Below are 25,809 nucleotides of genomic sequence, written 5' to 3'. Positions count from 1 at the left end.
TGAAGAAAAGTGAGCTAATGTGCTCGCCCCCCATTAGTAACTAAACGTTTCGTTACTCTTTTTCGATGTCTAGCTAAAGTGGTGAAATCACGGAAGCTTTACAGTAAAAGGAGGAATACTGATGAAACAAACGACTGATTTTTTAAAAATGAAGAAGAATAATGAAAAAATTGCTATGCTAACGGCTTATGACTATCCTTCAGCCAAACAGGCAGAAGAAGCAAATGTTGATGTCATATTAGTAGGTGATTCATTAGGAATGGTAGTACTTGGTTATGAATCAACCATTCCCGTAACAGTTGATGATATGATTCATCATGCAAAAGCTGTACGGCGTGGTGCAAAAAACACATTTATTGTTGTCGACATGCCATTTCTTAGCTATCATCTGTCCATTAAAGATACTTTATTAGCTGCTGGCAGAATTATACAGGAAACAGGTGCACATGCTGTTAAATTAGAAGGTGCAGATGATGTGCTTGAACATATAAAAGCTCTTACCAAAGCGGGTATTCCCGTTGTCGCTCATTTAGGTTTAACTCCACAATCGGTCAATGTCTTAGGTGGTTATAAGGTGCAAGGGAAGCAAGCACAAGCTGCCTTAAAACTTATTGATGATGCTAAAAGGTGCGAAGAAGCTGGTGCATTTTCAATTGTATTAGAATGTGTACCGAAACAGCTTTCTTTAGAAATTTCGAATGCTATTAGTATACCAACAATTGGCATAGGTGCTGGAATAAATGTTGATGGGCAAGTATTAGTCTATCATGATATTATTGGCTATGGTGTTGACCGAGTGCCTAAATTTGTTAAGCAATACCATAATATTCACACTCAAATTGTCGAAGGAATCCAATCATATGTAACTGAAGTGAAAACTTTAGCTTTTCCAGAGGACCAACATTCTTTTACTATGAAAGAAGAAGAACTGAAAGGCTTATACGGAGGAAAATAAATGCAAATTATTGAAACCATCTACGAAATGCAGCAAAAAGTTCTTAGTCTAAAAAAACAATCACTTCAGATTGGTTTCGTTCCTACAATGGGGTATTTACATGAAGGACATTTGAGTTTAATTAAAAAATCCAAAAGTGAAAACGATATCACTGTCATTAGTATATTTGTAAATCCGCTTCAATTTGGACCAAAAGAAGACCTTTCGACGTACCCAAGGGATTTTGAAAGAGATTATCAGCTTGCAATGAATGAAGGTGTTGATTTCCTTTTTTATCCTTCGGTTAGTGAAATGTATCCTATTGAACCTTCTGTATTAGTAACTGTTACTGATCGGACGGACGTTCTTTGCGGAAAATCAAGACCTGGTCATTTCGATGGAGTAGCTACAGTTTTAACTAAGCTCTTTCATATTATCCTGCCCGATAAAGCTTATTTTGGATTAAAAGATGCACAACAGGTTGCAGTTGTTGACGGGCTAATCAATGATTTTCACTTTCCAATTGAACTTGTGCCAGTGGAAACGATTCGAGAAGAAGATGGACTAGCGAAAAGCTCTCGCAATGTTTTTCTAACAGAAAATGAGAGAAGAGAAGCTCCTTTCTTATATAAAAGCTTGCTACTAGCTAAGCAGAAAATTGTTTTAGGAGAACAGGAAAATAATCAAATTGTATCTTTCATGAAGACATATATCCAAGAAAATACAAGTGGTGTCGTAGATTATATTGAAATTTATTCATATCCTCAATTAAAGCCAGTTACTGGTTTAGAACAAAAGCTGATCATTGCATTAGCTGTTAAATTTTCAAAGGCTAGGCTAATAGATAATATCATCATTCAATTGAACAAATAGAGACAAATAGTTAAAGGAGAGGACAACTATGTTTCGCACCATGATGAATGGGAAAATCCATCGTGCAAGAGTTACTGAAGCGGATTTAAACTATGTTGGCAGTATCACAATCGATGAGGATATTTTAGATGCAGTTGGTATGGTTGCTAACGAGAAGGTTCAAATTGTAAATAATAATAATGGAGCTAGATTTGAGACGTATATTATTCCTGGACAGCGTGGTAGTGGAGTTATTTGTGTTAATGGAGCTGCTGCTAGGCTAGTTCAAACGGGAGATGTTGTCATTATCATTTCCTACGTTCTTGTATCAGAGGATAAAGTTCCGACACATAAACCAAAGGTAGCAATTATGAGTGAGGACAACAAGATTAAAGATCTTATTGCTGCTGAGCCTGCTCATACTGTAATGAATTAGAATCCCCTTATTCAAGGGGATTTTTTCCTTTGATTAATGTCAAAATAATAGAGAAATATTATCATTTTTCGTATATTTATGATACCTTTTATAGATAGTAAGTTCCCGAGGTGTAATACATGAATAATAAATTTGTTGTGATTGATTTAGAAACGACTGGAAACTCTCCGAAAAAAGGGGACAAAATCATTCAATTTGCTGCAGTCGTAATAGAGAATGGGAAAATTGTTGATCGATTTTCTTCTTTAATCAATCCAAAAATGAAAATTCCAATTTTTATAGAAGAACTGACAGGGATAAATGATGAAATGGTAATAAATGCACCTTATTTTGAGGAATTGGCAGGTAAAATCCAAACCCTTTTAGAGGATGCCTATTTTGTGGCGCATAATGTTCTTTTTGATCTTTCCTTTCTTCAAGAAGAACTTCTTTATGCTAATCAGGATGGCTTCTACGGATCAGTTATTGACACAGTGGAAATGGCTAGGTTTTTATTTCCGACAATTGATAGTTATAAATTGAATGATTTAGCAAATCTCTTGGGCTTTAGTCATAATCGGCCTCATCAGGCTGATAGCGATGCAGAAGTGACTGCCGAGTTATTATTATATTTTTTAAATCGTATGGAATCCATTCCATTAACCACCTGTAAACAACTGTCAGAGCTTTCAGGCGGATTAAAAAGTGATATACAATTGTTATTTGAAGACTTATTAGAAGTCAAATCTTTAAAAATGGAAAAATGGCCAAACCATTTAGAGAAGGTAAACGGATTAATTATTTATAAATCAAATTTTATAAATGAAAAGAATTCAAACACAGAAGTTAATGAATATCTGTTTCCGAAATCTGATTTGGACAAGAACCTGCAGTTGAAGCAGTCCATACAACAATATCAAAAAAGAGAAGGTCAGTTTCTCATGATGAATGAGATATTTGATGCATTTACTCATCATAACCATTTAGTGTTAGAAGCGGGGACTGGGATTGGAAAAACACTAGGGTATCTTTTACCAGCAGCCTATTTTTCAAAAGCTACTGGAAACAAGGTAATGATTAGCACCTATACGACCCAACTTCAATCTCAGTTGCTTGAAAAGGATATCCCACTCCTGAACAAGATATTGCCTTTTAAAGTGAGTATTGCCTTATTAAAAGGGAAATCACATTATATTTCTTTGTCTAAATTTGAAAAAAGCCTTCAAGATTTAGAAGATAATTATGATTCCTGTTTAACAAAAATGCAAATTTTAATTTGGTTACTTGAAACGGAAACTGGTGATGTAGATGAATTAAACCTTTCTAGTGGTGGTCAAATATTCTGGAATCGAGTTAGACATGGGCAAGAAACCAGAAGGGGAAAGGATCTATGGAAGGAGAGAGATTTTTATTTACGTGCAAAACAAAGGGTTGGTGAAGCAGACCTTATAATTACAAATCATTCGCTATTGCTAACTGACCTTACTCAGTCCCATCAAACTCTACCTGAAATAGATTATTTAATTTTGGATGAGGGACATCATTTTCATCAAGTGGCAACTAAATTTCTCGGGTCGCAATTAGATTATTTTGGAATTAGGCTTTTGTTGAATCAGTTTGGTTTGAGAGAGCAAAAGCAATTATTATATAAGATGGAAATTTTATTAAGAAGCAAAAAGGGGACAATTGATTTTAAGAATATCTTCCTAATCTTAAGTGATTTATTTTTTGAAATGGATGAGTTTTTTAAGGCAGTTAGAATATATGTAAAAAAAGTTTCTAAACTCGAACCGACCTATAAAATAAGTCAAAGACTAAATCGTCAAAATCAGGATTTTAAACATTTACTTCATAGTGCTGAACGTTTTTCATTTAAAATGAAAGAATTAATAGATTCAATCGAATTCATACCTTCTCTCATAGCGTGTTCACTTTCAGAAAAGGACTACCTTTTAATTGAAGAGTTTAACCATTTGGAGCAGGAAATAACTCGCGTAAGAGAGAATATCAAGCGGATTTTTATAAATGCTACTGAGCAGGATGTAGCTTGGATTGATATTGATTTTAGGTCGTATCAAAATGCGACAACCATTTATTTACAACCAGTTTCTATTTCTCAACCACTTCAAGAATTGTTTTTTGATAATAAAAAAAGTGTAATAATTACTTCGGCAACCCTATCTGTCGAAAATCAGTTTAGCTATATATTAAATGAACTTGGTATGAAAGAATCGACAAGAACAATTACTGTACCCTCTCCCTTTGACTATCGAAATAAAGTGAAAGTATTTGTCCCAGTGGATCTTCCGGATATTAGGTCGGTATCTAATGAGGAATATGTCGTAGCAATAACGGAACAAATTATCTCTATCGCTGAAGAAACGAAAGGGAGAATACTTCTATTATTTACTGCTCAGGATATGTTACGGAAAACCTTTACATTAATGAAGGAAAGTGGTTTACTAGAGGATTATGCATTAATTGCTCAAGGGATTACAAGTGGAAGCCGATCACGCTTAACAAGGAATTTTCAAAAGTTTGATAAAGCCATCCTTTTTGGTACTAGTAGCTTTTGGGAAGGCATCGATATTCCAGGTGAGGATCTTTCCTGTTTAATTATGGTGAGACTCCCTTTTACTCCACCAGATGATCCTTTCATGCAAGCTAAATGCGATGAAGCAAGAAGACTTGGTGGAAATGCCTTTATAGAAGTTTCTTTACCTGATGCTGTTTTGAAATTTAAGCAAGGATTTGGAAGGCTGATTCGTACAGAACAGGATAAAGGGGTTTTTATTATATTTGACCGGAGAATTGTAACCGAAAAATATGGAAAATCCTTCTTTAACTCCATCCCTGAAGTTGATGTTATCCAAAGGAAAAACGAAGAAATTTTAAAAGAAATTCGATATTGGCTACCATGAAAGTAAGAAATTTCAATTAAAAACTAGAAAAAAACTGTGCAAAAATTGCACAGCCAAACGTAAGTGGACTAGAAAGATTTTTTTAGTATTTTGCCTAATAAAAAAACTGCTATAATGGTGATGAGCGTATTTAATGGTTCGTAATTATATTGTTACCTTTTTATTGCGTCGTATAAGTTACAGATTTTGTTGATTTTTAGGAGGTATATTTAGTGGAAAGTAAAATTGAAGTCCTTAATACTGTGAAACTCCAATACAGTTCAGATTTATATAAAATTGTCGATGCCTTAAACCGTACTTTAAAGGAAAAAGATTTAATGTTTGGTTTGGCACTTGATCGTGATGATCAAAAAAAAGCGATATTTACCATTTATAGAACATAATTGATGAAAAAAATTCTATGGATTTTTTTGGTCTTATTTTTAACTATTTCATCCCTTCTGTCCTATACATACATACAAGCCCTGAAACCTTTAAAAGGTTCTGAAAAAGAGGCAATAAAAATTGCGTTAGCGGAAACCAATCTCGTGAGCATTGATGATTTTGAAGAATATCATGGATTGGAAAGCGTTTTTGTTGTTAAGGGAAAAAGTAAAAGTGGGGAATCGTTAATTGCTTGGATTTCCGAAGACAAGAAAGAAATAACGGTAAAAAAAGAAGCGGATGGAATAACTGCAAAGGATGCAATAAAAAAAGTTAAACAATTTAGTGAACCTACGAAAATCATGGATATAAGATTAGGCATGGAAAAGGGTATACCCCTATGGGAAATTTATTACCTTTCTGACTCAAATTTAATAAACTACTATCATCTGGATTTTGAAACAGGGGAATGGCTGAAAAAAATTGAAAATCTTTAATAAGGGCTTTTTAATACGAAATGTATCTTATTGGAACTGGAAAAGGGGAGAATGAAATGGAGATAAAGCTTGCTCAAAGAGTGAAAGCCTTAACGCCTTCAACAACACTAGCTATTACTGCAAAAGCAGCAGAACTTAAATCTCTAGGACATGATGTAATCGGCTTAGGAGCAGGAGAACCAGATTTTAATACACCGCAGCACATAATAGACGCAGCGGTACAATCTATGAATGAGGGGTATACAAAATATACACCATCAGCAGGTTTACCAGCCTTAAAAAAAGCAATCCAAGAAAAATTCATGAAAGATCAAGGGATAGAATATAAACCGAACGAGATTATTGTTGTTAATGGTGCAAAGCATGCTTTGTTTACATTATTTCAAGTATTATTGGATGAAGGTGACGAAGTTATTATTCCCACTCCATATTGGGTGAGTTATCCAGAACAAGTGAAACTTGCTGGAGGAGTTCCTGTCTATATTGAAGGTCAGGAAATAAATGACTATAAAATAACTCCAGAACAATTAAATTTGGCAGTCACTGAAAAAACAAGGGCTGTTATTATCAATTCTCCTAGCAATCCTACGGGTATGATTTACTCAAAAGAAGAACTAGAAGCAATAGGTAACGTTTGTCTTGAAAGAAACATCTTAATTGTATCTGATGAAATTTATGAAAAATTAATATATGGAGAAAACAAACACATATCAATTGCCGAGATTTCTCCTCAATTAAAAGAACAAACAATTATTATTAATGGTGTCTCTAAATCACATGCCATGACGGGATGGAGAATTGGCTATGCAGCAGGTAATAAGGATGTTATTACGGCTATGACCAATCTCGCAAGTCATAGCACTTCCAATCCAACAACTACTGCTCAATATGGCACCATTGCTGCTTATAATGGGACGGAAGAAACGGTTGAGCAAATGAGAAGGGCTTTTGAAGAGCGTTTAAATATTATCTATGAACAACTAATTTACATTGAAGGATTTAGTTGCATTAAGCCGCAAGGAGCATTTTATTTATTCCCTAATGTAAAAAAAGCGGCTGAATTAACTGGATTTAAAACCGTTGATCAATTTGTTGAAGGCTTATTAGAAGATGCTAAGGTAGCTGTTATTCCTGGTTCAGGATTTGGTGCTTCTGAAAACATCCGTTTATCATACGCTACTTCACTCGATACGTTAGAGGAAGCAATAAAGAGAATCAAGGAATTTATTGGCACTAGAAAACAAAATAATTAGGGTTTGGTGAAGAGAACTTACTTTATGAGTTGTGCACTTCGTTTTTAATCTAAACCTTTTGTCCCTTTTATTAGGGATGGAGGTTTTTATTTTTACATAATATTGGGAGGCAAAACAAATGAAAAAAACAGTTATTAAAGATTTATTTAGAAATCAAGACACATATACTGACCAAAAAGTAATACTATCAGGTTGGGTTCGAACTGTTCGCGATTCTAAAACGTTTGGATTCATAGAATTAAACGATGGGACATTTTTTAAAAGTGTCCAAATTGTTTTTGATGATCAGTTAGAGAATTTCAAAGAGGTTGCCAAGCTTTCTCTCAGCGCATCTATTAGAGTGGAAGGACAGTTTGTATTAACACCACAAATGAAACAACCTTTTGAAATTAAGGCTGAAAAAATCATTATCGAGGGCAACTCAACACCTGATTATCCATTGCAAAAGAAAAAGCACTCTTTTGAATACTTGCGTACAATTGCTCATTTACGACCGCGTACAAATACATTTTTAGCTGTATTCCGAGTTCGCTCTTTAGCATCCTTTGCCATCCACCAATTCTTCCAGGATAAAGGTTTTGTTAATGTTCACACTCCAATTATTACTGGGAGCGATACGGAAGGCGCAGGTGAAATGTTCCGGGTTACTTCACTTGATTTGGACAACCTACCAAAAAATGATGAAGGAAAAGTAGATGTTTCAAAGGACTTCTTCAACAAGGAAACAAATTTAACGGTAAGCGGTCAGCTTTCTGCTGAAACGTTTGCGCTTGCATTTAGAAATGTTTATACCTTTGGACCAACTTTCCGAGCCGAAAATTCAAATACTGCTAGACATGCTGCCGAATTTTGGATGATAGAACCTGAAGTGGCATTTGCTGAACTTCCAGATATTATGGACCTTGCAGAAGAAATGGTGAAGTATGTAATTGGATTTGTTCTGGAAAATGCACCTGAGGAAATGGCCTTCTTTAATAGCTTTATTGACAAAGGCTTGCTTGAAAGATTAACTCTTGTCAATGAGGCTGATTTTGGACGATTAACTTATACAGAAGCAATTGAAATTCTGAAAAAATCAGGAGAATCATTTGAATATCCAGTTGAATGGGGAATAGACCTTCAAACTGAACATGAGCGATATTTATGTGAAAAAGTATATAATCGTCCTGTATTTGTGACAGATTATCCGAAGGACATAAAAGCCTTTTATATGAGAACAAATGAAGACAATAAGACTGTTGCCGCTACGGATCTATTAGTGCCTGGAATTGGTGAATTAATCGGCGGCAGCCAGCGTGAAGAACGCGAAGAGGTTCTACTAAGCCGTATTGAGGAAATAGGAATGAACATGGAAGATTACTGGTGGTATTTGGAACTTCGCAAATACGGAGAAACTAAGCACTCTGGTTACGGTCTTGGTTTTGAACGACTGATCATGTATTTAACAGGAATGTCCAATATTCGTGACGTAATCCCATTCCCAAGAACTACTGGTAATGCAGAATATTAATGGAATAAATGAAACAAGCGAACTCCTTATATAGAGGTTCGCTTGTTTTATTTTAAAGGCTTTCTCTTTATTTAGAAACATTTGGTCTTTTGACCAGTGAGTATTCATTCTCAGCCTGCCCATTTTTCTGTTATACTGTTATAGAGGTGTCAGACATGGAAAAAGTAAATCTTTTAGCTTGGGCAAACGAAGGGAATATAAGTGTTCCTACATTTTTAATTACACAGTTTAAAAACTTAAAACTAACTGAATCAGAATTGGTTTTAATACTTCAAGTAATTTCCTACCAAAACAAAGGAAATGATTTTCCAACTCCTGAAGAATTATCTACGCGAATGACTACTTCTGCTGACATATGTGCTAATATGTTGCGAACTTTAGTTCAAAAAGGAATTATTAACATAACAGATGAGTATAGTCCTGACGGCATTCGATTTGAAAAGTATTCTCTACAGCCACTTTGGGAGAAAATGATTGATTATTTTTTATTACTGAAAAAAGCAGAGGAATCAACAATTAAACGAAATTCAGAAGACGATTTATATACGTGTTTCGAAACAGAGTTTGGAAGGCCGCTTTCACCTTTTGAAATTGAAACATTAGCCATGTGGATTGATGATGACCGTCATGATTCGACTATCATTAAAGCTGCTTTAAAAGAAGCAGTTATTTCAGGTAAATTAAATTTTAGATATATTGATCGAATTTTATTCGAATGGAAGAAAAATGGTGTGAAAACAGTAGAACAAGCAAAAAGCTATGGATTAAAATTCCGTCAAAAATCTCGTCCACAGCCAAATTCACAAAAACAATCTACTCAACCTGTCCCAATTTATAATTGGTTAGAAAGCTAAGAGAAACGGGGAAATGATATTTCTCTCGTTTTTTATAAGGGAAAGAAGAGGTAATGTTCATGCTTAATAGACAGCAAATTAGATATTGCTTAGATCAGATGGGAGAAATGTTTCCTGATGCTCATTGTGAGTTAATTCACGATAATCCGTTCGAATTAGTTATTGCAGTCGCATTATCTGCACAATGTACTGACGTGTTGGTTAACAAAGTGACAAAAAATCTCTTTCAAAAATATAAATCACCAGAAGATTATTTAAGTGTTCCAATTGAGGAATTACAAAATGATATTCGATCCATTGGTTTATTTCGAAACAAAGCAAAAAATATCCAGAAGCTTTGTCATTTGTTATTGGAAGAATATGATGGAGTTGTCCCGAATGATCGCGATGAGCTTCAAAAGCTTCCAGGCGTGGGAAGAAAGACCGCTAATGTTGTAATGTCTGTTGCCTATGGTATTCCTGCTATTGCTGTAGATACCCATGTAGAGAGGGTGAGTAAACGACTAGGATTTTGTCGGTTGAAGGACTCAGTTCTCGAGGTTGAAAAAACGTTAATGAAAAAGGTACCGGAGGACGAATGGTCTGTAACCCATCATCGGATGATATTTTTTGGAAGATACCACTGTAAAGCACAAAATCCGCAGTGTGAAACATGCCCATTATTAAGTTTATGCCGAGAAGGTAAAAAACGATTAAAGGGGAAGGATTCTGCATGAAATTAGATGCTAATGGCAGAAGAATCTCACAACTTTTGGTGCGTTGGGAAGATGTTAGAAAAGTATTAACGGTGCATTTTGAAAATAGAGAAACTGAGAAAACATTTATTCCAATGGAAGAAGGAATAATAATTTTTTTGAATTTACTCTTTTTAACAAATGACCGTGAATGGAATGAAGAGGAATTCAACATGATGGAGCTCCAATGGAAACCCGTTAATGTACTGGAACGAATCACCTTTATTAAGAAGCGTCCTAATTTATTTCATTCTTTTATCCAGTTATCGGAGTTAATAACTGAACAAGAAAAACAATTTAATAAGAAAATGGCCATAAAAAAAATGACTAAACATTAATGCTTAGTCATTTTTTTATGGTCAATTCTAATCGCAGGTGAAGCAGTTATCACCAATTATTTTCATTTTCTGGATTATCTTCGTCGAGTTGACCGTCTGGGTTATCTTCTTCACGGCCAGGCTCTGTATCGTCTCCATTTTCACCATTATCTTGACCATTACCATCACCCCAATCGTCCTCACCATTCTCATTTTCATCAATGATAGATGAATCAGGAATTTCAATCGTAACGATTGCTGGGTCACTTCGAAGTTCACCCCGCGTGGCTATAACTTTAAAGGTGTAAATACCGCCTAAAACGGGCTTAGTTACAAGTAACTCTTTTTCTGTTGTTTTAGTTAATAATTGCTCTGCACCCTCATCCAGAGCGCCACTTATTTCAAACTCAACCGGTGAATTTTCTGAACCCTTTTGTTCGAAGTCCCAAGTAAGCTTAATCTCATTTAACAGTTCGTCATAAGTTGCCACAAATTGTCGTGGAATATCTAGCTTTTCATATTTTGTAGATATTTCCTGAGGCGCATTCCCTTTTACAGCCCATTCAGTAAGTACGAGTTCCTTTGGAGTAAATTCACTAGCAAGCTGAGCTGGATTTGTTCCTTTTTCAATTTTAACCCTTTGAACGGTTTTAGGTGCAGTGAAGTCAGGTGTCTCCACATCTTTTGAAACATATTCGATTATATTCTTAAATAAATATTGTGCAATTTTTTGATTATCCCCTGAAGCAATATAGTTTTTTCTATTTTCATATCCAGTCCAAACAGCTGCTGTATAATTGGTCGTATAACCAGCAAACCAGGCATCCGGAACTGCACCACGTGGAATATCGTATTCCTTAATCTCGTCATCGGTATAATTCGTTGTACCAGTTTTTCCTGCTATTGGAAGTCCAGGGACATTCGCTCTACCACCTGTACCGTAGGAACTACTAACTGCACTTTTAAGCATGTCTGTAGTTAAAAATGCGGTATAATCCTTCATAACGATTTCTTGTTCAGGCATGGTGTCTATTTCCGTGCCATCCCTTAGAACAATCTTTTTAACCGTATATGGTTCTGTGTAAAACCCATTATTACCAAAAGCACTATATGCCCCAGCCATTTGAAGTGGAGAAACACCTTCCTTTAATCCACCAATTGCATAAGGTTCGTATATTTCGTCAAGAGGGATCCCAAGCTTCTCAGCAAATTGCTGAGCATTCTCTAGACCAACTTGCTGGATTGTTTGTACGGCAGTTGTATTTCTTGAGCGTGCCAATGCTTCTCTCATGGTCATAGCGCCCATATATTTATTATCCCAGTTATGTGGCTGTACATTGCCTTTTCCTGAGTATTTAATAGGCTTATCTTCTAAAATATGATAGGTACCCCATTTCATAAATTCTACCGCTGGGCCATAATCAAGAATAGGTTTTATCGTAGACCCTGGCTGACGCTTTGTGTCAGTAGCATAATTGAATCCACGGCTAATTTCCTTGTTACGACTGCCACCAACTGCTCGAATTTCACCTGTTTTCGTATCTAGTAAAACAACTCCTGCCTGAAACTTTTCATCAGGATATTCAATCACTTCATTAGTATAAAGCGCATTTTCTACATATGTTTGGGCTTTAGGATCCAGTGTAGTATGGATAGTTAAGCCATCTGTATAGATATCGTAATCCCCGTGTTTACTTACTTCATCGATTACAACATCAATAAATGAATCATAAGGATTTTCATCTAAAATACGATCTTCTTTTTTTACTAGTGTAGACTCAATGGGAATCTCTTGTGCTGCTTCCATTTCCTCTTTACTAATAAATCCGTGCTGATTCATTAATCTTAAGACGATATTTCTACGTTTTTCTGCTCGGTCAGGGTAAATAAAAGGGTTATAGTTATTTGGACTTTGAGGTAAGCCCGCAAGAACGGCAACCTCATGAAGCTTTAATTCATCTAAACCTTTTCCAAAATAAACATCTGCTCCTGTTTTAATACCATGAATCCTTCCAGACATTAAGTTCTTATTAACATAAATTTCGAAGATTTTTTCTTTCGTATATTTTTGTTCGAGTTGATAGGCTAGCCAAGCTTCTTGAATCTTTCTTGTTAATGTTTTTTCCGTACTTAGAAATGAATTTTTCACTACTTGCTGAGTGATGGTGCTTGCTCCTTCAGACCCAAAGCCGTTCGTGAAATTGGCGATGACTGCACCAACAAGACGGATTAAATCGATTCCATTATGTTTATAGAAGCGTACATCCTCTGTGGCTAAAACAGCTTCTTCCATTAATTTTGGTATATCGTCATACACAACATAGTCCCTTTTGACAGCACCGACTTCATCAATAACATTGCCGTCTTTATCAAGAATTTTTGAAGAAACGGGATCCTTAAGTAATGCTTCATCTAGTTCTGGTGTATCTTTTACAATCATAGCAACCGTGATACCGCCAGCAATTGCGCCAATAATCCCTATGATGAATATGGATAGAAATACCTTTTTCCATAAACCAGCCGACTTTCGCTTTCCTTTTTTCTTTTGGCTAGAAAGCTGTTTACGACGATCCTCTCTTGATTGGTATTTCTCACTCATGTTATATTCCTACCTTTCTTAACAAAAAACTGTTTTCAAATTAATGTTTTTTCTAAATAAGTTTAATTAAAGCTATAGATTTTTTCTATAACTTTTATATAATCAAGTCGTGGATGATATCCAACTGATATGGAATGTCCATATTGTTTTATTTCATCAATCGTTATAGATTTCCTTCCGCCATCTAACATTCTATTCCAAAATGTAAGTAACTTGTCTCCTTCTAGTAAATAAATATCTTCGGTAATGGTAAAACGTAAGATAACAAATGATATTCCATTCTGCTTTAGAACGGAAGAAATATGCTTGATTTGATGTTCATGAAAGTTTTTGAGTGGAAAAGACTGACTGAGTTTCGTCTCTTTGGCCTCAAAATCAATGTACTTTCCTTTATAGACCCCATTATAATCTGTTGTCGAAGCTTGTTTAAAATAGGCTTCTTTTATTACAGCAGCACTTCGCTTCGGGTACTCCACATGGACAATTTGCACGGGGGTAGGTTTTTTATGAATAATAGCAATATTGTTTTCTCGGTAGTACTCGTTAGTTAGATTCAAGTCTTCCTCTAAGGTCATTCCTCGGTTACTGTAGCTATCATTTTTATTCTTTATAGAATTCGTTTTTAATGCTGCCGTTTTGGGGATATAACGTTTGCCATTTGGATAATGAAAATTCATCTCTTACACCTCGTCTATTATACATTATCATACCAAAACTTCTAAGTCAGTGGTTGAATAAAAGTAACAATATACTAGAGAATATGAATAACACTATAAAAGGGCAGATGAAAATGAGCCGAGAATTGTTTGATGAAATCTTAATTGTGAAAGAAATTGAAAACATAACTAATAAAAAAAACAAAGATAATATTTCAAGAACGGATGCCTATTTTAAATATTATTTAACTCATCCAGAAATTAATTGGTCCTTCTTAGCGAGCATGGTTTCACGGAATGGTGGCTATAATATGTGTGATTTGCAAGGCGAATTCTTTTCGCAATTACTCGATTTTTCTGTCCGTAAACGTTTGTTTTTAACCTATGAACGGGCTAACTGGCTAATTTTTCAAGATGTTTATCCACAATTAATGCTTTATGAGTATTCGACGAAATTACATCGACCTTTGTTTCATCTCTTGAAATATTTTCGGGTTTCTAATTTTATGAAAAGAGAGTGGGAACTATTTTGGATGGTGCGGAATGAAAAACGATTAACTCATGCCCTAATTATTAATGAACAAAATGTCATTCAAAAGCCAATAATCGAACACCATATTTATAAAAAGAAAGTATTTCAATCTCTTTTATTTAAATTGGAAGATTGGTTTCATTTAAGCTGTGTTCTATTTCCAACTTGTGGTGGAGAGCTTTTTGGGGCAAGTGTCAATGGCTTTCGTAAGCTTGAAAAAAGAATCGATTTAGGCAAAAGATTGGCGGATATCTTATTTGAACCAAGGCTATTTCCTCATTTTCTTGAATTTGCCAAAAAACAGGTACATACGGGGTCCCGTAATGATTACGAGCGTTTCTTTTTAAGAAAAATAGGTGGGAAAACTCCAAGTATACGTGCAAGTTATCCTATAGTGGATCATCATATACACGAGAAGAAGGATTGGAGTATAAATCGAAGGGTCCCAAAATCATGGTTACATGGAAAGATTCATCACAAGCATCCAATTTATTTAAGTGATTGGTATGAGAAAAAGCAAAATGAAATTAAATTGTTAGTTGCCCTTAATAGCATTGTAAGTAAAAAATGACTGACCTTTGATAAATTACCAAAGGTCAGTCGATTTTGATTTTGTTATTCTGCCGGGCGATTTGGACCTTCTAACTTTTTGTCACCATATCCTGTTTTTTTCTCATTTAATTGCTTCGGTTGATTTTTATTTTGGTCTTGCCTTTTCATGATTAAACACCTCCCAATTATAGTTTGTTCTTCGTAACTCATTTTCATTCTGACCGGATCTGTCGAAAAAATCTGCAAAACAACACTTTCTTTGACGAATTACTTCTAGTTTTGTCAATAGGGAAGGAGACATAAAAGGTTTGGAGAATACTTTGTTTATAATAATTGAGGAGGTCTCCAATAATGATTGATAACAAAGGTCCACAGGAAAAACTATTAACGATGCTAACCGAAATTTATGACCAATTAGAAGAGCTTGAGGAAGTGCTGGAACATTCATTAACAGACCTTCGTGGAAACCTTTATCAACAGCAAGCTGATAGAATTGGAAATAATGAAGCATTAATGACAAATCTAGAGGATTCCATTCATGGACAAAGCAAAGTAAATACAAATGTCATCGATTTCCCACAAAATCAAAATCAAAAGAAAACCTTAAAGCTTGAATTAGGATTCTAATATGAATAAAATATGTTAAGTAGCTTATATAAATAAGCTGCTTTTTATTTTTAGGAGGAAAAACAATGGATACACAACTAGAAGAATTGACTAAAAATTTATTAGGATATATAGAAGAGGCCAAGGCTCAATTTGAAAAATCAAAATCAAGTGGTATCGAAGGTGATTTCTTCTTAGATGTAAAGCCATTTGCGGATTTAGTAAAAAGTACATTGGATGAATGGATTGTATCGGCGTCCTCATGGGTTCAAACTGAAAAACCATCCTATATTAATGAGAAGCAGCTTGTAACTACTTATGATCATATTGAAAAAATATCGATTCAATCCTTCTACCCTAAAACAAGTCGTAAGCTATATTTAAGCTCATTTCAATCAGCACAATTTGTTTTACAAAGTATTTGTTCTAATTTGCAATTTCAGCCTAAATAAATAAAAGGTCTAGAATCGGTAATTGATCCTAGACTTTTTATCGTTAATTTGTGTTTTCACTTAAGGCGGTTTGCTCTACTTCAGGGATTTCTGCTCCAAGTAACTCTAATTCACGAACGATCTGACGAAAATCGTTAATGGAGATTTCATTACGAATATAAGTCATTTTGGCAAAATCTAATAGTTCATTCACATTTTCATAACTATAATTCCTTCTTTGAATAAATAGTGATTTTAATTCGTGAATATTCATTAACAATATCCCCTTCCACCTTTTTTTTAATAGTATCATAGGAATGTATTTTTTCTTATTTTTAAAATATTGAAACTTCCGACAATTGTTTACACATTTAGACAAGGTATCCCTTAATGATTCATTCACCTAATTCTTTTTTACGCATAATGTATAGCAGTGATACGTGCGGAGGAGATGTGTGCCCATGTTTAATCAAAACCAATATAATAATGGATATCATTTTCAACAAAATTGGATGGAGCACGTAAATATGGGAAATCCGTATTACTCGGTTCCACCATATCAGAATTTTCCTGCTCCAATTCCAAATTCAACAAACCATTATCAACTACCTTTGCAAAATTATTATCAACCTTATCATGGGGGATGGAATTATCAACCAGCTTACCAAGCCCCAAATGCCTCAGTATTTGGAGGAAAGAGTAGTGTTCAATCAATTTTCAAAAATCCATTAGAACCTAAAGATCCTTATAATCAGCATATGAATTTGAATCAATATCCAATGAATTATAACCCTTATCCCAAACCGAACACATTACCGAGACCTAACGGTGGATTTGGTACCATAATGAATTCATTTAAAGGTCAGGATGGGAATATTGATATTAATAAAATGATGAATACTGCAGGACAAATGATGAATGCTGTAAGCCAAGTTTCAGCGATGGTAAAGGGTCTTGGTGGAATGTTTAAAGTATAGAATGTTTATGGATCAGTTAAAAAAGACGAATAATCTTCGTCTTTTTTTATGTGTTTTTGAAAAGGATGAATTTTCAGAGGATATGGAATATTGTTGACAATATTATATTAAAATAGGAAAATGTAACAGTGACTAAAAGCACAGATATAAAGTTTTGTATGATATGAATTTAGCCAACTTAAAAGGGGAGGGAGACCATGGTTAGAGTTATACAGCAAACAATATTTATTTTTTTATTGATATTGTTTCTTGCGGCATTACCATCAGTTATCGGAGTCAATCCGGAAGAGAAAACTTTAACTTGGGATTTTAGCAAGCTTCCGCAAGTATATGGAGATTTTATTAAGGAAATTAGCCAAGGAAGTCTTGGTACATATCAGCTTGGGTATCAGGAAAGGGAAATTTCGGAAGATATCGGAGATAATTTTAATACTAGTTTATTAATTATGCTAGTAGGTGTTAATATCGGTGTTATTTTAAGCTTACTTTTTGGTATTTTTATTAGCAGGTTTAGAATTACACGTTTTGTAAACACTCTATTAAATCTGTTTGCAACGATACCTGATTTCATTATTATAATTTTGTCTCTTATTTTAGCAGTTAAGATATACAAAATGACAGGGATAAGGATAATCTCTTTACGACCTGATGCTGGCGCACTAAATATTTGGTTCCCAATGGTATTAGTGGGAATTGCACCAACTTTGTATTTATTTAAGTTAGTTGCTGTTAAATATTATCAAATAAGTGGTGAAGATTATATACGAACTGCTGTTGCTAAGGGAATGCGCTTAAACTATATTAACTTTCAGCATGTATTTAAAAATATTGAACCGTTTATTATCGCTGAATTGACAAAAGTGGTTTCATTGGCGATAGGTAATATGTTTATTATTGAATATTTGCTTAATGTATCAGGTATTACGAAGTTTATCTTTTTAAGTAGCGAAATTCAACCAATCGCAGTAGGGTTATTTTCAATGCTGTTAATTTCGCTGATTACCTATTTTTCAGTTAGATTAGTACTTTACCTGTTTAAACGAGGTTTTTTATATGAATAAACTCTTCCGTATTAATTATTCTTTGTATATTGGTGTTATATTTGTTTCTTTTCTATTCTTTCTATCGATTTTCGGACCTTATTTGGCGCCCCACACTTTAACCGAAACTTTAGAAACAAAATACGAAAATGGAACCATCTTTGCTCCTCCTCTTGAACCGTTTGAAGCAGCTGAGTTTCCATTAGGGACAGACAAATGGGGATATGATATTTCATCGATGATTTTATATGGAATTCGCCATACTATCTTTATTTCTTTAGCAATCACTTTAATTAAGATGATGATAGGTACCATTATCGGAATTTACGTTGGTACTTGGAAACGAACACCTAGTTGGATGGAATCTATTGAAAATTCATGGAGCTATGTTCCATTATTTTTAATCCTATATTTCTGCTTCAATTCTATAAACTTTGGAAATATTTTAGAAACTTCTACTTTAATATTTACCTTTATTATTGTCACTTCTGTTATCAGTATGCCGAGTATTATTTCGTCAGTTAGGAAAAAATCAACTGAAATTTCTAAATCTGTTTTTATTGAAGCAGCTCGTACGTTGGGGGCAAGTCGTCATCGAATCATTTGGAAGCATATTTTTCCGCAAATGAAGGAATCATTACTTGTTATGTTTATTTTAGAAATTGTTTATGTAATCACTATTATGGGACAACTCGCTCTAATGAATATTTTTATCGGAGGTACGATTGTCCGATATGATCCTTTAATCTATTTATCAATCACCAAGGAATTATCAGGATTAGTAGGACAAGCACGTGGAAATATTTACGGAACTCTACATGTATTAGTTATTCCTTTAATTCTATTGTTATTTACAACTCTTTCTTTCAGTTTATTGGCAAATGGTTTAAAGAATCGATATCAATCCAATTATCAACGGACACCGTGGATTAAAACAGGTTTTGAGCCAAAATTAATGCCAAAGCGTAAAGAATATGAGAAAAGAAATAGTTGGTGGAAATTTACGGATGAAAAGTTAATATCCGTTATTTTTATCTTTATTTTTATTGGAGTAGCTTTTTATTTTTACTCGATAACAAAGTAACTCAAAAAAATAGGACAAAATCAGATGATTTTGTCCTATTTCAATTGTGCCTATTTTAATCAATCTGAATGGATTTTCCGCTTTTCCTTGGAATTCTAATTTGTAATAAACCGTCCTTATAAGATGCTTTCACTTGTTTTTCATCAATGGGAACTGGAATGTTCACAGAACGACTTGATTTTTGGATGGAATGACGGCGACGATAAGAATGAATAATTTCATCAATCTCAGTAAACTCTTCCAAATTTTTGATGGAGATAGTTAATTGATTTCCAATAGTATCAATTTGAATCTGTTCTTTTTTTATACCAGGCAACTCAGCAGTAATGCAATATTCCTTATTTGTCTCTGTTAGTTTAATAGGAAATGAATGTTGTATAGTAGGATTTTTAAAAAATTCGTCGATACTTTCTAATAATCCTTTTATTGGTCGTTCTGTGAAAAAGCTATTCATTGACTTCATGATTTCCCCAAAAGACTCTCTATTTTTTTTGTGTTTATTTTCAGGTGATTGGGAAGACATACATTTTTCTCCTCTCAAAAGAAAGTTCCACTTCATCATATGAAAAATTCCCAGAATAGGTTCACTTGCTTTTAATAAAAATCAAATATTGGAAAGATGAATGTTTCTATTTAGCTCACTGATAAAGAAACGAAAAAAAGAGGAATAAACAATAGCTTGTTTATTCCTCCAATCTTTTAAAATATTTCATCCATTAATGTTTCGGGATCAAGAATCATATTTCCTTCATCGTCCATTTCAATTAATTCATCTTTTTTCATTTTTGTCAGTGTTCGACTAACTGTTTCTCTAGTAGTTCCAATCATATTGGCCAAATCTTTATTGGTGAACTCGTTCTTAAGAACAACTTTTCCATCTTCATTTTTTGTACCATGCTTTTCACCTAATCGGATTAATAGCTTAATAATCTGTTCATAAGTATTATTAAGAATTTGTTCCTCTAAGCGATTTTGTAAATCGACTATTTTTTCCCCTAATACATTAAAAACCTTGATACAAAGCTCCGGATTCTCAATTAAAACGTTTTCGAATTTTGCAATGGGTACCACAACTAAAGTGGCTTTCTCTAAAACTTCTGCATTTGCTGGATAGCTTCCTTTACGGAAAAATCCAACATGGGGAAACATCTCACCCTTTTTCAATATAGAAACGATTTGTTCTCTACCATTAACATCGCTTTTATAAATTTTTACTTTCCCATCCTCCATAAAATAAACATTATCTAGAGGTTCACCTTGTAAGAAAATATAACTATTTTTTTTCCATGTTCTTGATAAAGAGATTTGAACAATCTTATCGATTTCAAGTTCATTTAAATCCCGAAAAAGCATGAAGTTGGAAAGAACCTTTTTAATCTGATCCTGTCTCATTTCAAACACCTCAAATTCACTATTCCTTTTATTCTATTCTAACATTAATGCTTGTTTAAACAATCAATTTACGGGGAAAATTTAAATGAACTAATTAGAAAGGGGCTTTTTATGAAAAAAATAAAAGTAGGACCAAACGATATTGCCTTTAAAGAAATGGGAGAAGGTGAAGCAATTGTTTTTCTTCATGGATTTTGTGGGAGTGTCACTTATTGGGACAAAGTAGCCCCAGTGCTATCAAGTGATTACCACGTCATTTTAATTGATTTAAGAGGTCATGGAAATTCAAAGGCAAGTGATGCTCCTTTTACGATAGATGATATGGCTAAGGACATTAAAGAAGTTCTTGAATCACTTCAAATCGGACAATTCTATTTGTTTGGACATTCTTTAGGTGGCTATATCACTTTATCATTTGTAGAGCATTACCCTGAAAAACTAAAAGGTTATGGTTTGATTCATTCAACTGCCTTTCCTGATTCAGAGGAGGCTAAAGAGGGCAGAATCAATTCTGCAAAAAGTATAGAAAAGAATGGTATCCAACCATTCATTGATGGTCTTATTCCTAAATTGTTTTCAGATGATAGTCTGTTAAATTTAAAGGAGGAAGTTGAAAGTACAAGAAAGGTTGGTTATTCTACCGATTCAAAAGCGGCCCAACAAACTTTATTAGCCATGAAAGCTCGTCCAGATCGGACTACCGTATTAGAGAATAAGAGCATTCCCGTCTTACTTGTGGCAGGTGATCAAGACAAAATTATTTCTGTAGATAAAGCCTTTTCGGTTGAAGAGAATCATGTCGTCACCAAAATTATTGCTGAATCGGGACATATGAGTATGCTAGAAAAACCCGATTCGTTGATAAAAGCCATAAGGGAATTTTTACATATTGAAAAAAATTAGCATTTGCCTCTTTTGAAACGAACGTTCATTCGATAGAATAGAGAAATAGAGGTGAAAAAGAATGAACAATCGAAAATCTTTACAAACGATTCTAGAAGATTTAAAACTTCAAGAGAGTTTCCGTGAGAATATTGTCCATTGGCATACGATAGAGGCTAAACCAGCAAAAACAGATGCACTTCCTTTTGTTCTACATCCGAAATTAGTAGAGGCATTAGAGAAGAAGGGAATTGACAAACTATATACACACCAAAAAGAAGCTTTTGAATTGGTTCAAAAGAACAAATCTATAGTGGCTGTCACCCCAACAGCGTCTGGAAAAACTTTATGTTATAACTTACCAATTATTCAATCGATTTTAACGAACCCAAATAATAGAGCACTATATATTTTTCCAACGAAGGCATTAGCTCAGGATCAGAAAAGCGAAATTAATGAAATGATTCAATCATCGGAAATGAGCTTGAATAGCTACACCTATGATGGCGATACTCCTGCTAACATTCGTCAAAAGGTACGAAAAGCAGGACATATTGTGATAACAAATCCAGACATGCTTCATTCAGCAATCTTACCCCATCACACGAAGTGGGTATCATTATTTGAAAATCTCAAGTATGTAGTGATAGATGAATTACATATTTATAGAGGTGTTTTTGGAAGTCATGTAGCTAATGTAATAAGAAGATTAAAGCGAATTTGTCAATATTACGGAAGTAATCCAGTATTTATCTGTACTTCGGCAACGATTGCGAATCCATTAGAATTAGCAGAGAACCTTACTGAAGTAAGTATGGAATTAATTGATAATAATGGTGCCCCATCAGGAACTAAACATTTTTTATTTTATAATCCACCTATTGTCAATAAGCCATTAAATATTCGGAGGAGTGCAACACTAGAAGCACGGAGTTTGGCTGCAAATTTATTGAAAAATAAACTCCAAACTATCATTTTTGCGAGAAGTAGAGTCCGTGTAGAAATTTTACTATCTTATCTTCAAGAATTAGTGAAAAATCAATTAGGTCCTAAGTCAATCAGAGGTTATCGAGGCGGATATCTACCTACTGAGAGACGTGAAATCGAAAAGGGTTTAAGAAATGGCGAGATTTATGGTGTAGTTAGTACCAATGCACTTGAATTAGGTGTTGATATCGGCCAATTGCAGGCCTGTATTATGACAGGTTACCCAGGTAATATCGCTAGTGTTTGGCAGCAAGCAGGGAGAGCGGGGCGTAGACATGGGGAATCTCTTGTTATTTTGGTAGCAAGCTCTAACCCCTTAGATCAATATATTATCCAGCATCCCGACTATTTTTTCAAAAAAAGCCCTGAGACAGCTAGAATAAATCCCGATAATCTTATTATCCTTGTTGACCATATTAAATGTGCGGCATTTGAATTACCTTTTAAACAAGAAGAACAATTTGGTGGTTTAGATACAGTTGAAATTCTGGAGTATTTAACCGAAGAACGTGTTTTGTTTCAAAATGGAGATAAATGGTATTGGATGAATGATTCATTCCCTGCCCATAATATTAGCTTAAGATCGGCTTCACAGGAAAATGTGATTATCATTGATCAGACCAATATTGCCGCTGTAAAAGTAATAGGTGAAATGGACCGTTTTTCAGCTATGACACTTCTACATGATGAAGCTATTTATTTGCACCAGGGGAATCAATTTCAGGTTGAAAAGCTCGATTGGGAAGAGAAAAAAGCCTTTGTACGAGAAGTGGATGTTGATTATTTTACAGATGCAAATCTAGCTGTACAACTAAAGGTACTAGAAGTGGACAAGCAAAGATGTGTCGAGAATGTCGAAATGGCATACGGTGATGTTACTGTTCAAGCAATGGCGACAATTTTTAAAAAGATAAAGTTTGAAACACATGAAAATATAGGGTCTGGCCCTATTCATTTACCAGAGGAAGAACTCCACACAAGCTCAGCCTGGATATCACTTGAAAAAGATCTTAAAAGAATCGGACAAGAAAGGTTAGAGCAGGGATTAATAGGTGTAGCTCATACATTAAAGCATATTGCTCCATTACATGTGATGTGTGACCCTCAAGATGTTCATGTTGTTCCACAGTTAAAGGCTTCCCATAATGAAAAGCCAACTATTTTCTTTTATGATCGTTACCCTGGAGGAGTTGGTCTTAGTGAGCGAATCTATACAGGATTGGAAAATATAATTTTGCAAGCAAGTAAAATGGTGGAGCAATGTCAATGTGAGACTGGTTGTCCGTCATGCATAGGAACAGATGTGGTTAACAATGAGGGGAAAAGCGACGTCCTAAAGTTACTTGCTTTATTTTCAGAGGTAGGGAATTGTCATGACATTAAAGGGTAAATTAAATCGATTTAAGTCTCACATGAGTCATAATGAACAAAGTGACAAAAAGGCTATAGATCCCGAAGTTAATTTACCGAATCAAGGGAGATGGGAGAAAGAGGGGGTTACTCCTTATTTTCTTGACGGAGAATTTTGTTTGATTCGTAAAGTGAAATATCCACTTTCTTTCAAGCACGGACAATATAGATTATCTGATTATCTTGAAGCAGTTCGAATATGGAATGAAAGTGATTTGAAGCATCCACTTTCGACGAAAGGCTATAAAGCAGAGCAATTATTTTTCTTTGATACAGAAACAACGGGTCTAGGCGGTGGCGTAGGAAATTCCATTTTTATTTTAGGACAAGCATCATTGATAGAAAATGAAATCGTTCTAACACAGCATATTTTACCTCATCCTGGGGCTGAAATTCCCTTATATTATAGCTTTTTAAATCAAGTCGATTATCGAACACTTGTGACCTATAATGGGAAATCTTTCGATTGGCCACAGGTGAAAACACGTCATACCCTCATTCGAGATCACGTACCTAAGTTACCAGAGTTTGGACATTTTGATTTGTATCATGCTGCTAAACGCATGTGGAAGCATCGTCTAGAACGAATGAAGCTCTCGGTTGTCGAGAAAGAGGTTTTAGGGGTTGAACGAATTGATGATGTACCAGGATTTTTGGCTCCAATGATCTATTTTGATTATGTGGAAAGAAAAGATCCCGAAGGAATGATAAAGATATTAAAGCACAATGAAATCGATATTCTTTCGTTAATCACTTTATACGCTCATCTTTCTTTTCAAATTTTAGAAGTGGATCGAAATCAAACGATTCAAGAAAAATATGAGGTAGGCAGATGGCTTACATCCTTAGGAGAAATTTCAAGTGCTCAAAATATATATATGGGAATTGTAAATGATGATAGTCATGCCTCGGTCAGTTCTCAAATCCAGCTTGGTTACATATTTAAAAAACAAAAGGATTTTAATCAAAGTCTGGATTATTTTATTAAAGCAGCAACAAAACCGGTATTTTCAGATCTTCAAATTGAAGCATGTGTCGAAGCAGCAAAGATTTTGGAGCATCAGAATAAGGACTTTCGTGCGGCAATAAATTATTGTGATATTGCTATAGATCTTATCCATCAAGGTTTTGAACATAAGAAAATAACAATCTCGGAAATTCAAAAAAGAAAAGATAGAAATCATAAAAAAATCCATTTTCTAGATAAGCGCAAAATTCACGAATAATTGCTAAAACATTTTAGTTTTATATTGTTACAAATATTTAATGATTTGTCATGGAAAAGCCATAATTTCCATATTGTTTGACCAATAAGAAAAGAGTAAAATGTTATATTGTATGATAATGATTTAATGGAGATGGAAAGTTACATGTACAAAGCAATTTTACTCTTATTCTTTGTTGTTATTGGCTTAACTGCATTTGTATTTACAACTTTAAGAGATAGTTTTTATTCTTTTCTATAAAAATAGGTATTTTCATTAGTACAAGATTTACCCTTTCATCATAGGCTATTAGTGTAAATAACTAATGGAGATCGAAAGGGGAATGTCTAATGTTTTGTCGACCGAGAACAAATATTATGCCTGCAGTTGTTCATCCAACAAAGTGCATAGTAAATCAATCTTTTGAAAATGTAATTGTGCCACATATTCATCCGGTTCATACCACGAATGTACTCAATACAAATTTCCAACACAAGCATTACTGTCCACAAACGCAATCACAGGTAGGTAATGTGACTCAGCAACATTTTAACTGTTGTGGCCCAGGAATGGGTGCAGGACCGGGAATGGGTGGCCCAGGATTTGGAGCAGGTGGCCCCGAATTTGGAGCAGGTGGTCCAGGATTCGGAGCAGGACCAGGACCAGGATATGGAGCAGGCCCAGGAATGGGAATGGGTCCAGGAATGGGAATGGGTCCAGGAATGGGAATGGGTCCAGGAATGGGAATGGGTCCAGGAATGGGAGCAGGTCCAGGAATGGGAATGGGTCCAGGAATGGGAAGATAA

General features: G+C 34.6%; 26 protein-coding genes. 21 read left to right on the top strand and 5 right to left on the bottom strand.

What is annotated here, in order from left to right:
* The first annotated feature begins 121 nt into the window (after positions 1-121).
* The 11 genes from panB to LRP83_RS09775 all read left to right on the top strand — a co-directional run bounded on the left by panB (position 122) and on the right by LRP83_RS09775 (position 10,671).
* The gene (gene panB, locus LRP83_RS09825) at positions 122-955 is read left to right on the top strand and encodes a 3-methyl-2-oxobutanoate hydroxymethyltransferase (protein ID WP_230496518.1); all 834 of its coding nucleotides are present in this window, start codon (positions 122-124) and stop codon (positions 953-955) included.
* A complete protein-coding gene (gene panC, locus LRP83_RS09820; protein ID WP_230496517.1) occupies positions 956-1,807 on the top strand; it encodes a pantoate--beta-alanine ligase in 852 nt (283 codons plus the stop codon). It abuts the gene before it with no gap.
* Between the two features lie 28 nt (positions 1,808-1,835).
* Positions 1,836-2,222, top strand: a complete 387-nt coding sequence (gene panD / locus LRP83_RS09815) for an aspartate 1-decarboxylase (RefSeq protein ID WP_230496516.1) — start codon at positions 1,836-1,838, stop codon at positions 2,220-2,222.
* A 119-nt stretch (positions 2,223-2,341) separates the two neighbouring features.
* Positions 2,342-5,122, top strand: coding sequence for an ATP-dependent DNA helicase DinG (gene dinG, locus LRP83_RS09810; protein ID WP_230496515.1), 2,781 nt, complete (start codon positions 2,342-2,344; stop codon positions 5,120-5,122).
* Between the two features lie 212 nt (positions 5,123-5,334).
* Complete coding sequence (locus tag LRP83_RS09805) at positions 5,335-5,505, top strand: YpmA family protein (RefSeq protein ID WP_230496514.1); 171 nt, start codon at positions 5,335-5,337, stop codon at positions 5,503-5,505.
* A gap of 3 nt (positions 5,506-5,508) precedes the next feature.
* Positions 5,509-5,982: a cell wall elongation regulator TseB-like domain-containing protein gene (locus LRP83_RS09800; protein ID WP_230496631.1), complete on the top strand. Its 474-nt coding sequence runs from the start codon at positions 5,509-5,511 to the stop codon at positions 5,980-5,982.
* A 62-nt stretch (positions 5,983-6,044) separates the two neighbouring features.
* Positions 6,045-7,235, top strand: a complete 1,191-nt coding sequence (locus tag LRP83_RS09795) for a pyridoxal phosphate-dependent aminotransferase (protein WP_230496630.1) — start codon at positions 6,045-6,047, stop codon at positions 7,233-7,235.
* 118 nt (positions 7,236-7,353) lie between these two features.
* On the top strand, positions 7,354-8,745 hold the full coding sequence (asnS, locus tag LRP83_RS09790; protein ID WP_230496513.1) for an asparagine--tRNA ligase: 1,392 nt from the start codon (positions 7,354-7,356) through the stop codon (positions 8,743-8,745).
* Positions 8,746-8,900: 155 nt separating this feature from the next.
* Positions 8,901-9,599, top strand: a complete 699-nt coding sequence (locus LRP83_RS09785; protein WP_230496512.1) for a DnaD domain-containing protein — start codon at positions 8,901-8,903, stop codon at positions 9,597-9,599.
* 59 nt (positions 9,600-9,658) lie between these two features.
* Complete coding sequence (nth, locus tag LRP83_RS09780; RefSeq protein WP_230496511.1) at positions 9,659-10,315, top strand: endonuclease III; 657 nt, start codon at positions 9,659-9,661, stop codon at positions 10,313-10,315.
* Positions 10,312-10,671 (top strand): YpoC family protein, encoded by a 360-nt coding sequence (locus LRP83_RS09775; protein WP_230496510.1) that lies wholly within the window; start codon positions 10,312-10,314, stop codon positions 10,669-10,671. Before nth ends, LRP83_RS09775 begins: the two co-directional genes overlap by 4 nt.
* A 49-nt stretch (positions 10,672-10,720) precedes the next feature.
* On the opposite strand, the gene LRP83_RS09770 is transcribed toward LRP83_RS09775, so the two are convergent.
* Together LRP83_RS09770 and recU are read right to left on the bottom strand one after the other, a co-directional pair.
* Positions 10,721-13,249: a transglycosylase domain-containing protein gene (locus tag LRP83_RS09770; protein ID WP_230496509.1), complete on the bottom strand. Its 2,529-nt coding sequence runs from the start codon at positions 13,247-13,249 to the stop codon at positions 10,721-10,723.
* Between the two features lie 62 nt (positions 13,250-13,311).
* Positions 13,312-13,926 (bottom strand): Holliday junction resolvase RecU, encoded by a 615-nt coding sequence (gene recU, locus LRP83_RS09765; protein WP_230496508.1) that lies wholly within the window; start codon positions 13,924-13,926, stop codon positions 13,312-13,314.
* Positions 13,927-14,009: 83 nt separating this feature from the next.
* Between recU and LRP83_RS09760 the strand changes: the two genes are divergently transcribed.
* From LRP83_RS09760 to LRP83_RS09750, 3 genes are all read left to right on the top strand, one after another.
* Positions 14,010-15,008 (top strand): DUF2515 domain-containing protein, encoded by a 999-nt coding sequence (locus LRP83_RS09760; protein WP_230496507.1) that lies wholly within the window; start codon positions 14,010-14,012, stop codon positions 15,006-15,008.
* 332 nt (positions 15,009-15,340) lie between these two features.
* Positions 15,341-15,616 (top strand): hypothetical protein, encoded by a 276-nt coding sequence (locus LRP83_RS09755; protein ID WP_230496506.1) that lies wholly within the window; start codon positions 15,341-15,343, stop codon positions 15,614-15,616.
* Between the two features lie 65 nt (positions 15,617-15,681).
* Positions 15,682-16,047 carry a YppE family protein gene (locus tag LRP83_RS09750; RefSeq protein WP_230496505.1) on the top strand — a complete coding sequence of 122 codons (366 nt, stop codon included), beginning with the start codon at positions 15,682-15,684 and terminating at the stop codon, positions 16,045-16,047.
* Positions 16,048-16,090: 43 nt separating this feature from the next.
* On the opposite strand, the gene yppF is transcribed toward LRP83_RS09750, so the two are convergent.
* Positions 16,091-16,300: a YppF family protein gene (gene yppF, locus LRP83_RS09745; RefSeq protein WP_230496504.1), complete on the bottom strand. Its 210-nt coding sequence runs from the start codon at positions 16,298-16,300 to the stop codon at positions 16,091-16,093.
* A 187-nt stretch (positions 16,301-16,487) separates the two neighbouring features.
* On the opposite strand from yppF, the gene LRP83_RS09740 reads away from it, so the two are divergent.
* The 3 genes from LRP83_RS09740 to LRP83_RS09730 all read left to right on the top strand — a co-directional run bounded on the left by LRP83_RS09740 (position 16,488) and on the right by LRP83_RS09730 (position 19,127).
* Positions 16,488-17,003, top strand: a complete 516-nt coding sequence (locus LRP83_RS09740; RefSeq protein ID WP_230496503.1) for a YppG family protein — start codon at positions 16,488-16,490, stop codon at positions 17,001-17,003.
* A gap of 197 nt (positions 17,004-17,200) precedes the next feature.
* Positions 17,201-18,064: an ABC transporter permease subunit gene (locus tag LRP83_RS09735; RefSeq protein ID WP_230496502.1), complete on the top strand. Its 864-nt coding sequence runs from the start codon at positions 17,201-17,203 to the stop codon at positions 18,062-18,064.
* Positions 18,057-19,127, top strand: a complete 1,071-nt coding sequence (locus LRP83_RS09730; RefSeq protein WP_230496501.1) for an ABC transporter permease — start codon at positions 18,057-18,059, stop codon at positions 19,125-19,127. Before LRP83_RS09735 ends, LRP83_RS09730 begins: the two co-directional genes overlap by 8 nt.
* Before the next feature lie 55 nt (positions 19,128-19,182).
* Here LRP83_RS09730 and LRP83_RS09725 read toward each other — a convergent pair whose 3' ends face one another.
* Positions 19,183-19,650 carry an Hsp20/alpha crystallin family protein gene (locus tag LRP83_RS09725; RefSeq protein ID WP_230496500.1) on the bottom strand — a complete coding sequence of 156 codons (468 nt, stop codon included), beginning with the start codon at positions 19,648-19,650 and terminating at the stop codon, positions 19,183-19,185.
* A 176-nt stretch (positions 19,651-19,826) separates the two neighbouring features.
* Positions 19,827-20,519, bottom strand: coding sequence for a Crp/Fnr family transcriptional regulator (locus LRP83_RS09720; RefSeq protein ID WP_230496499.1), 693 nt, complete (start codon positions 20,517-20,519; stop codon positions 19,827-19,829).
* Positions 20,520-20,630: 111 nt separating this feature from the next.
* On the opposite strand from LRP83_RS09720, the gene LRP83_RS09715 reads away from it, so the two are divergent.
* From LRP83_RS09715 to LRP83_RS09695, 4 genes are all read left to right on the top strand, one after another.
* Positions 20,631-21,422: an alpha/beta fold hydrolase gene (locus tag LRP83_RS09715; protein WP_230496498.1), complete on the top strand. Its 792-nt coding sequence runs from the start codon at positions 20,631-20,633 to the stop codon at positions 21,420-21,422.
* Positions 21,423-21,483: 61 nt separating this feature from the next.
* On the top strand, positions 21,484-23,778 hold the full coding sequence (locus LRP83_RS09710; RefSeq protein WP_230496497.1) for a DEAD/DEAH box helicase: 2,295 nt from the start codon (positions 21,484-21,486) through the stop codon (positions 23,776-23,778).
* A complete protein-coding gene (locus LRP83_RS09705; protein WP_230496496.1) occupies positions 23,762-25,024 on the top strand; it encodes a ribonuclease H-like domain-containing protein in 1,263 nt (420 codons plus the stop codon). The genes LRP83_RS09710 and LRP83_RS09705 overlap by 17 nt, the downstream gene beginning before the upstream one ends.
* Positions 25,025-25,353: 329 nt before the next feature.
* Positions 25,354-25,809 (top strand): CotD family spore coat protein, encoded by a 456-nt coding sequence (locus tag LRP83_RS09695; protein ID WP_230496494.1) that lies wholly within the window; start codon positions 25,354-25,356, stop codon positions 25,807-25,809.

Origin of the sequence: Pseudoneobacillus rhizosphaerae (genome assembly GCF_917563885.1) — a bacterium.
Lineage (GTDB): Bacteria > Bacillota > Bacilli > Bacillales > Cytobacillaceae > Pseudoneobacillus > Pseudoneobacillus rhizosphaerae.
Note: the sequence above shows the minus strand (reverse complement) of the source record. Positions and strands in the feature narration are given on the sequence as shown.

What these genes read in the sequence shown, in the direction of transcription:
- LRP83_RS09725 (WP_230496500.1), bottom strand. Translation starts at nt 19,650, where the DNA reads ATGTCTTCCCAATCACCTGAAAATAAACACAAAAAAAATAGAGAGTCT.
- LRP83_RS09800 (WP_230496631.1), top strand. Translation starts at nt 5,509, where the DNA reads ATGAAAAAAATTCTATGGATTTTTTTGGTCTTATTTTTAACTATTTCA.
- nth (WP_230496511.1), top strand. Translation starts at nt 9,659, where the DNA reads ATGCTTAATAGACAGCAAATTAGATATTGCTTAGATCAGATGGGAGAA.
- LRP83_RS09735 (WP_230496502.1), top strand. Translation starts at nt 17,201, where the DNA reads ATGGTTAGAGTTATACAGCAAACAATATTTATTTTTTTATTGATATTG.
- recU (WP_230496508.1), bottom strand. Translation starts at nt 13,926, where the DNA reads ATGAATTTTCATTATCCAAATGGCAAACGTTATATCCCCAAAACGGCA.
- LRP83_RS09705 (WP_230496496.1), top strand. Translation starts at nt 23,762, where the DNA reads ATGACATTAAAGGGTAAATTAAATCGATTTAAGTCTCACATGAGTCAT.
- panD (WP_230496516.1), top strand. Translation starts at nt 1,836, where the DNA reads ATGTTTCGCACCATGATGAATGGGAAAATCCATCGTGCAAGAGTTACT.
- yppF (WP_230496504.1), bottom strand. Translation starts at nt 16,300, where the DNA reads ATGAATATTCACGAATTAAAATCACTATTTATTCAAAGAAGGAATTAT.
- LRP83_RS09750 (WP_230496505.1), top strand. Translation starts at nt 15,682, where the DNA reads ATGGATACACAACTAGAAGAATTGACTAAAAATTTATTAGGATATATA.
- LRP83_RS09695 (WP_230496494.1), top strand. Translation starts at nt 25,354, where the DNA reads ATGTTTTGTCGACCGAGAACAAATATTATGCCTGCAGTTGTTCATCCA.
- asnS (WP_230496513.1), top strand. Translation starts at nt 7,354, where the DNA reads ATGAAAAAAACAGTTATTAAAGATTTATTTAGAAATCAAGACACATAT.
- LRP83_RS09755 (WP_230496506.1), top strand. Translation starts at nt 15,341, where the DNA reads ATGATTGATAACAAAGGTCCACAGGAAAAACTATTAACGATGCTAACC.
- LRP83_RS09760 (WP_230496507.1), top strand. Translation starts at nt 14,010, where the DNA reads ATGAATAACACTATAAAAGGGCAGATGAAAATGAGCCGAGAATTGTTT.
- LRP83_RS09770 (WP_230496509.1), bottom strand. Translation starts at nt 13,249, where the DNA reads ATGAGTGAGAAATACCAATCAAGAGAGGATCGTCGTAAACAGCTTTCT.
- panC (WP_230496517.1), top strand. Translation starts at nt 956, where the DNA reads ATGCAAATTATTGAAACCATCTACGAAATGCAGCAAAAAGTTCTTAGT.
- LRP83_RS09720 (WP_230496499.1), bottom strand. Translation starts at nt 20,519, where the DNA reads ATGAGACAGGATCAGATTAAAAAGGTTCTTTCCAACTTCATGCTTTTT.
- LRP83_RS09730 (WP_230496501.1), top strand. Translation starts at nt 18,057, where the DNA reads ATGAATAAACTCTTCCGTATTAATTATTCTTTGTATATTGGTGTTATA.
- LRP83_RS09710 (WP_230496497.1), top strand. Translation starts at nt 21,484, where the DNA reads ATGAACAATCGAAAATCTTTACAAACGATTCTAGAAGATTTAAAACTT.
- LRP83_RS09740 (WP_230496503.1), top strand. Translation starts at nt 16,488, where the DNA reads ATGTTTAATCAAAACCAATATAATAATGGATATCATTTTCAACAAAAT.
- LRP83_RS09785 (WP_230496512.1), top strand. Translation starts at nt 8,901, where the DNA reads ATGGAAAAAGTAAATCTTTTAGCTTGGGCAAACGAAGGGAATATAAGT.
- LRP83_RS09715 (WP_230496498.1), top strand. Translation starts at nt 20,631, where the DNA reads ATGAAAAAAATAAAAGTAGGACCAAACGATATTGCCTTTAAAGAAATG.
- dinG (WP_230496515.1), top strand. Translation starts at nt 2,342, where the DNA reads ATGAATAATAAATTTGTTGTGATTGATTTAGAAACGACTGGAAACTCT.
- panB (WP_230496518.1), top strand. Translation starts at nt 122, where the DNA reads ATGAAACAAACGACTGATTTTTTAAAAATGAAGAAGAATAATGAAAAA.
- LRP83_RS09775 (WP_230496510.1), top strand. Translation starts at nt 10,312, where the DNA reads ATGAAATTAGATGCTAATGGCAGAAGAATCTCACAACTTTTGGTGCGT.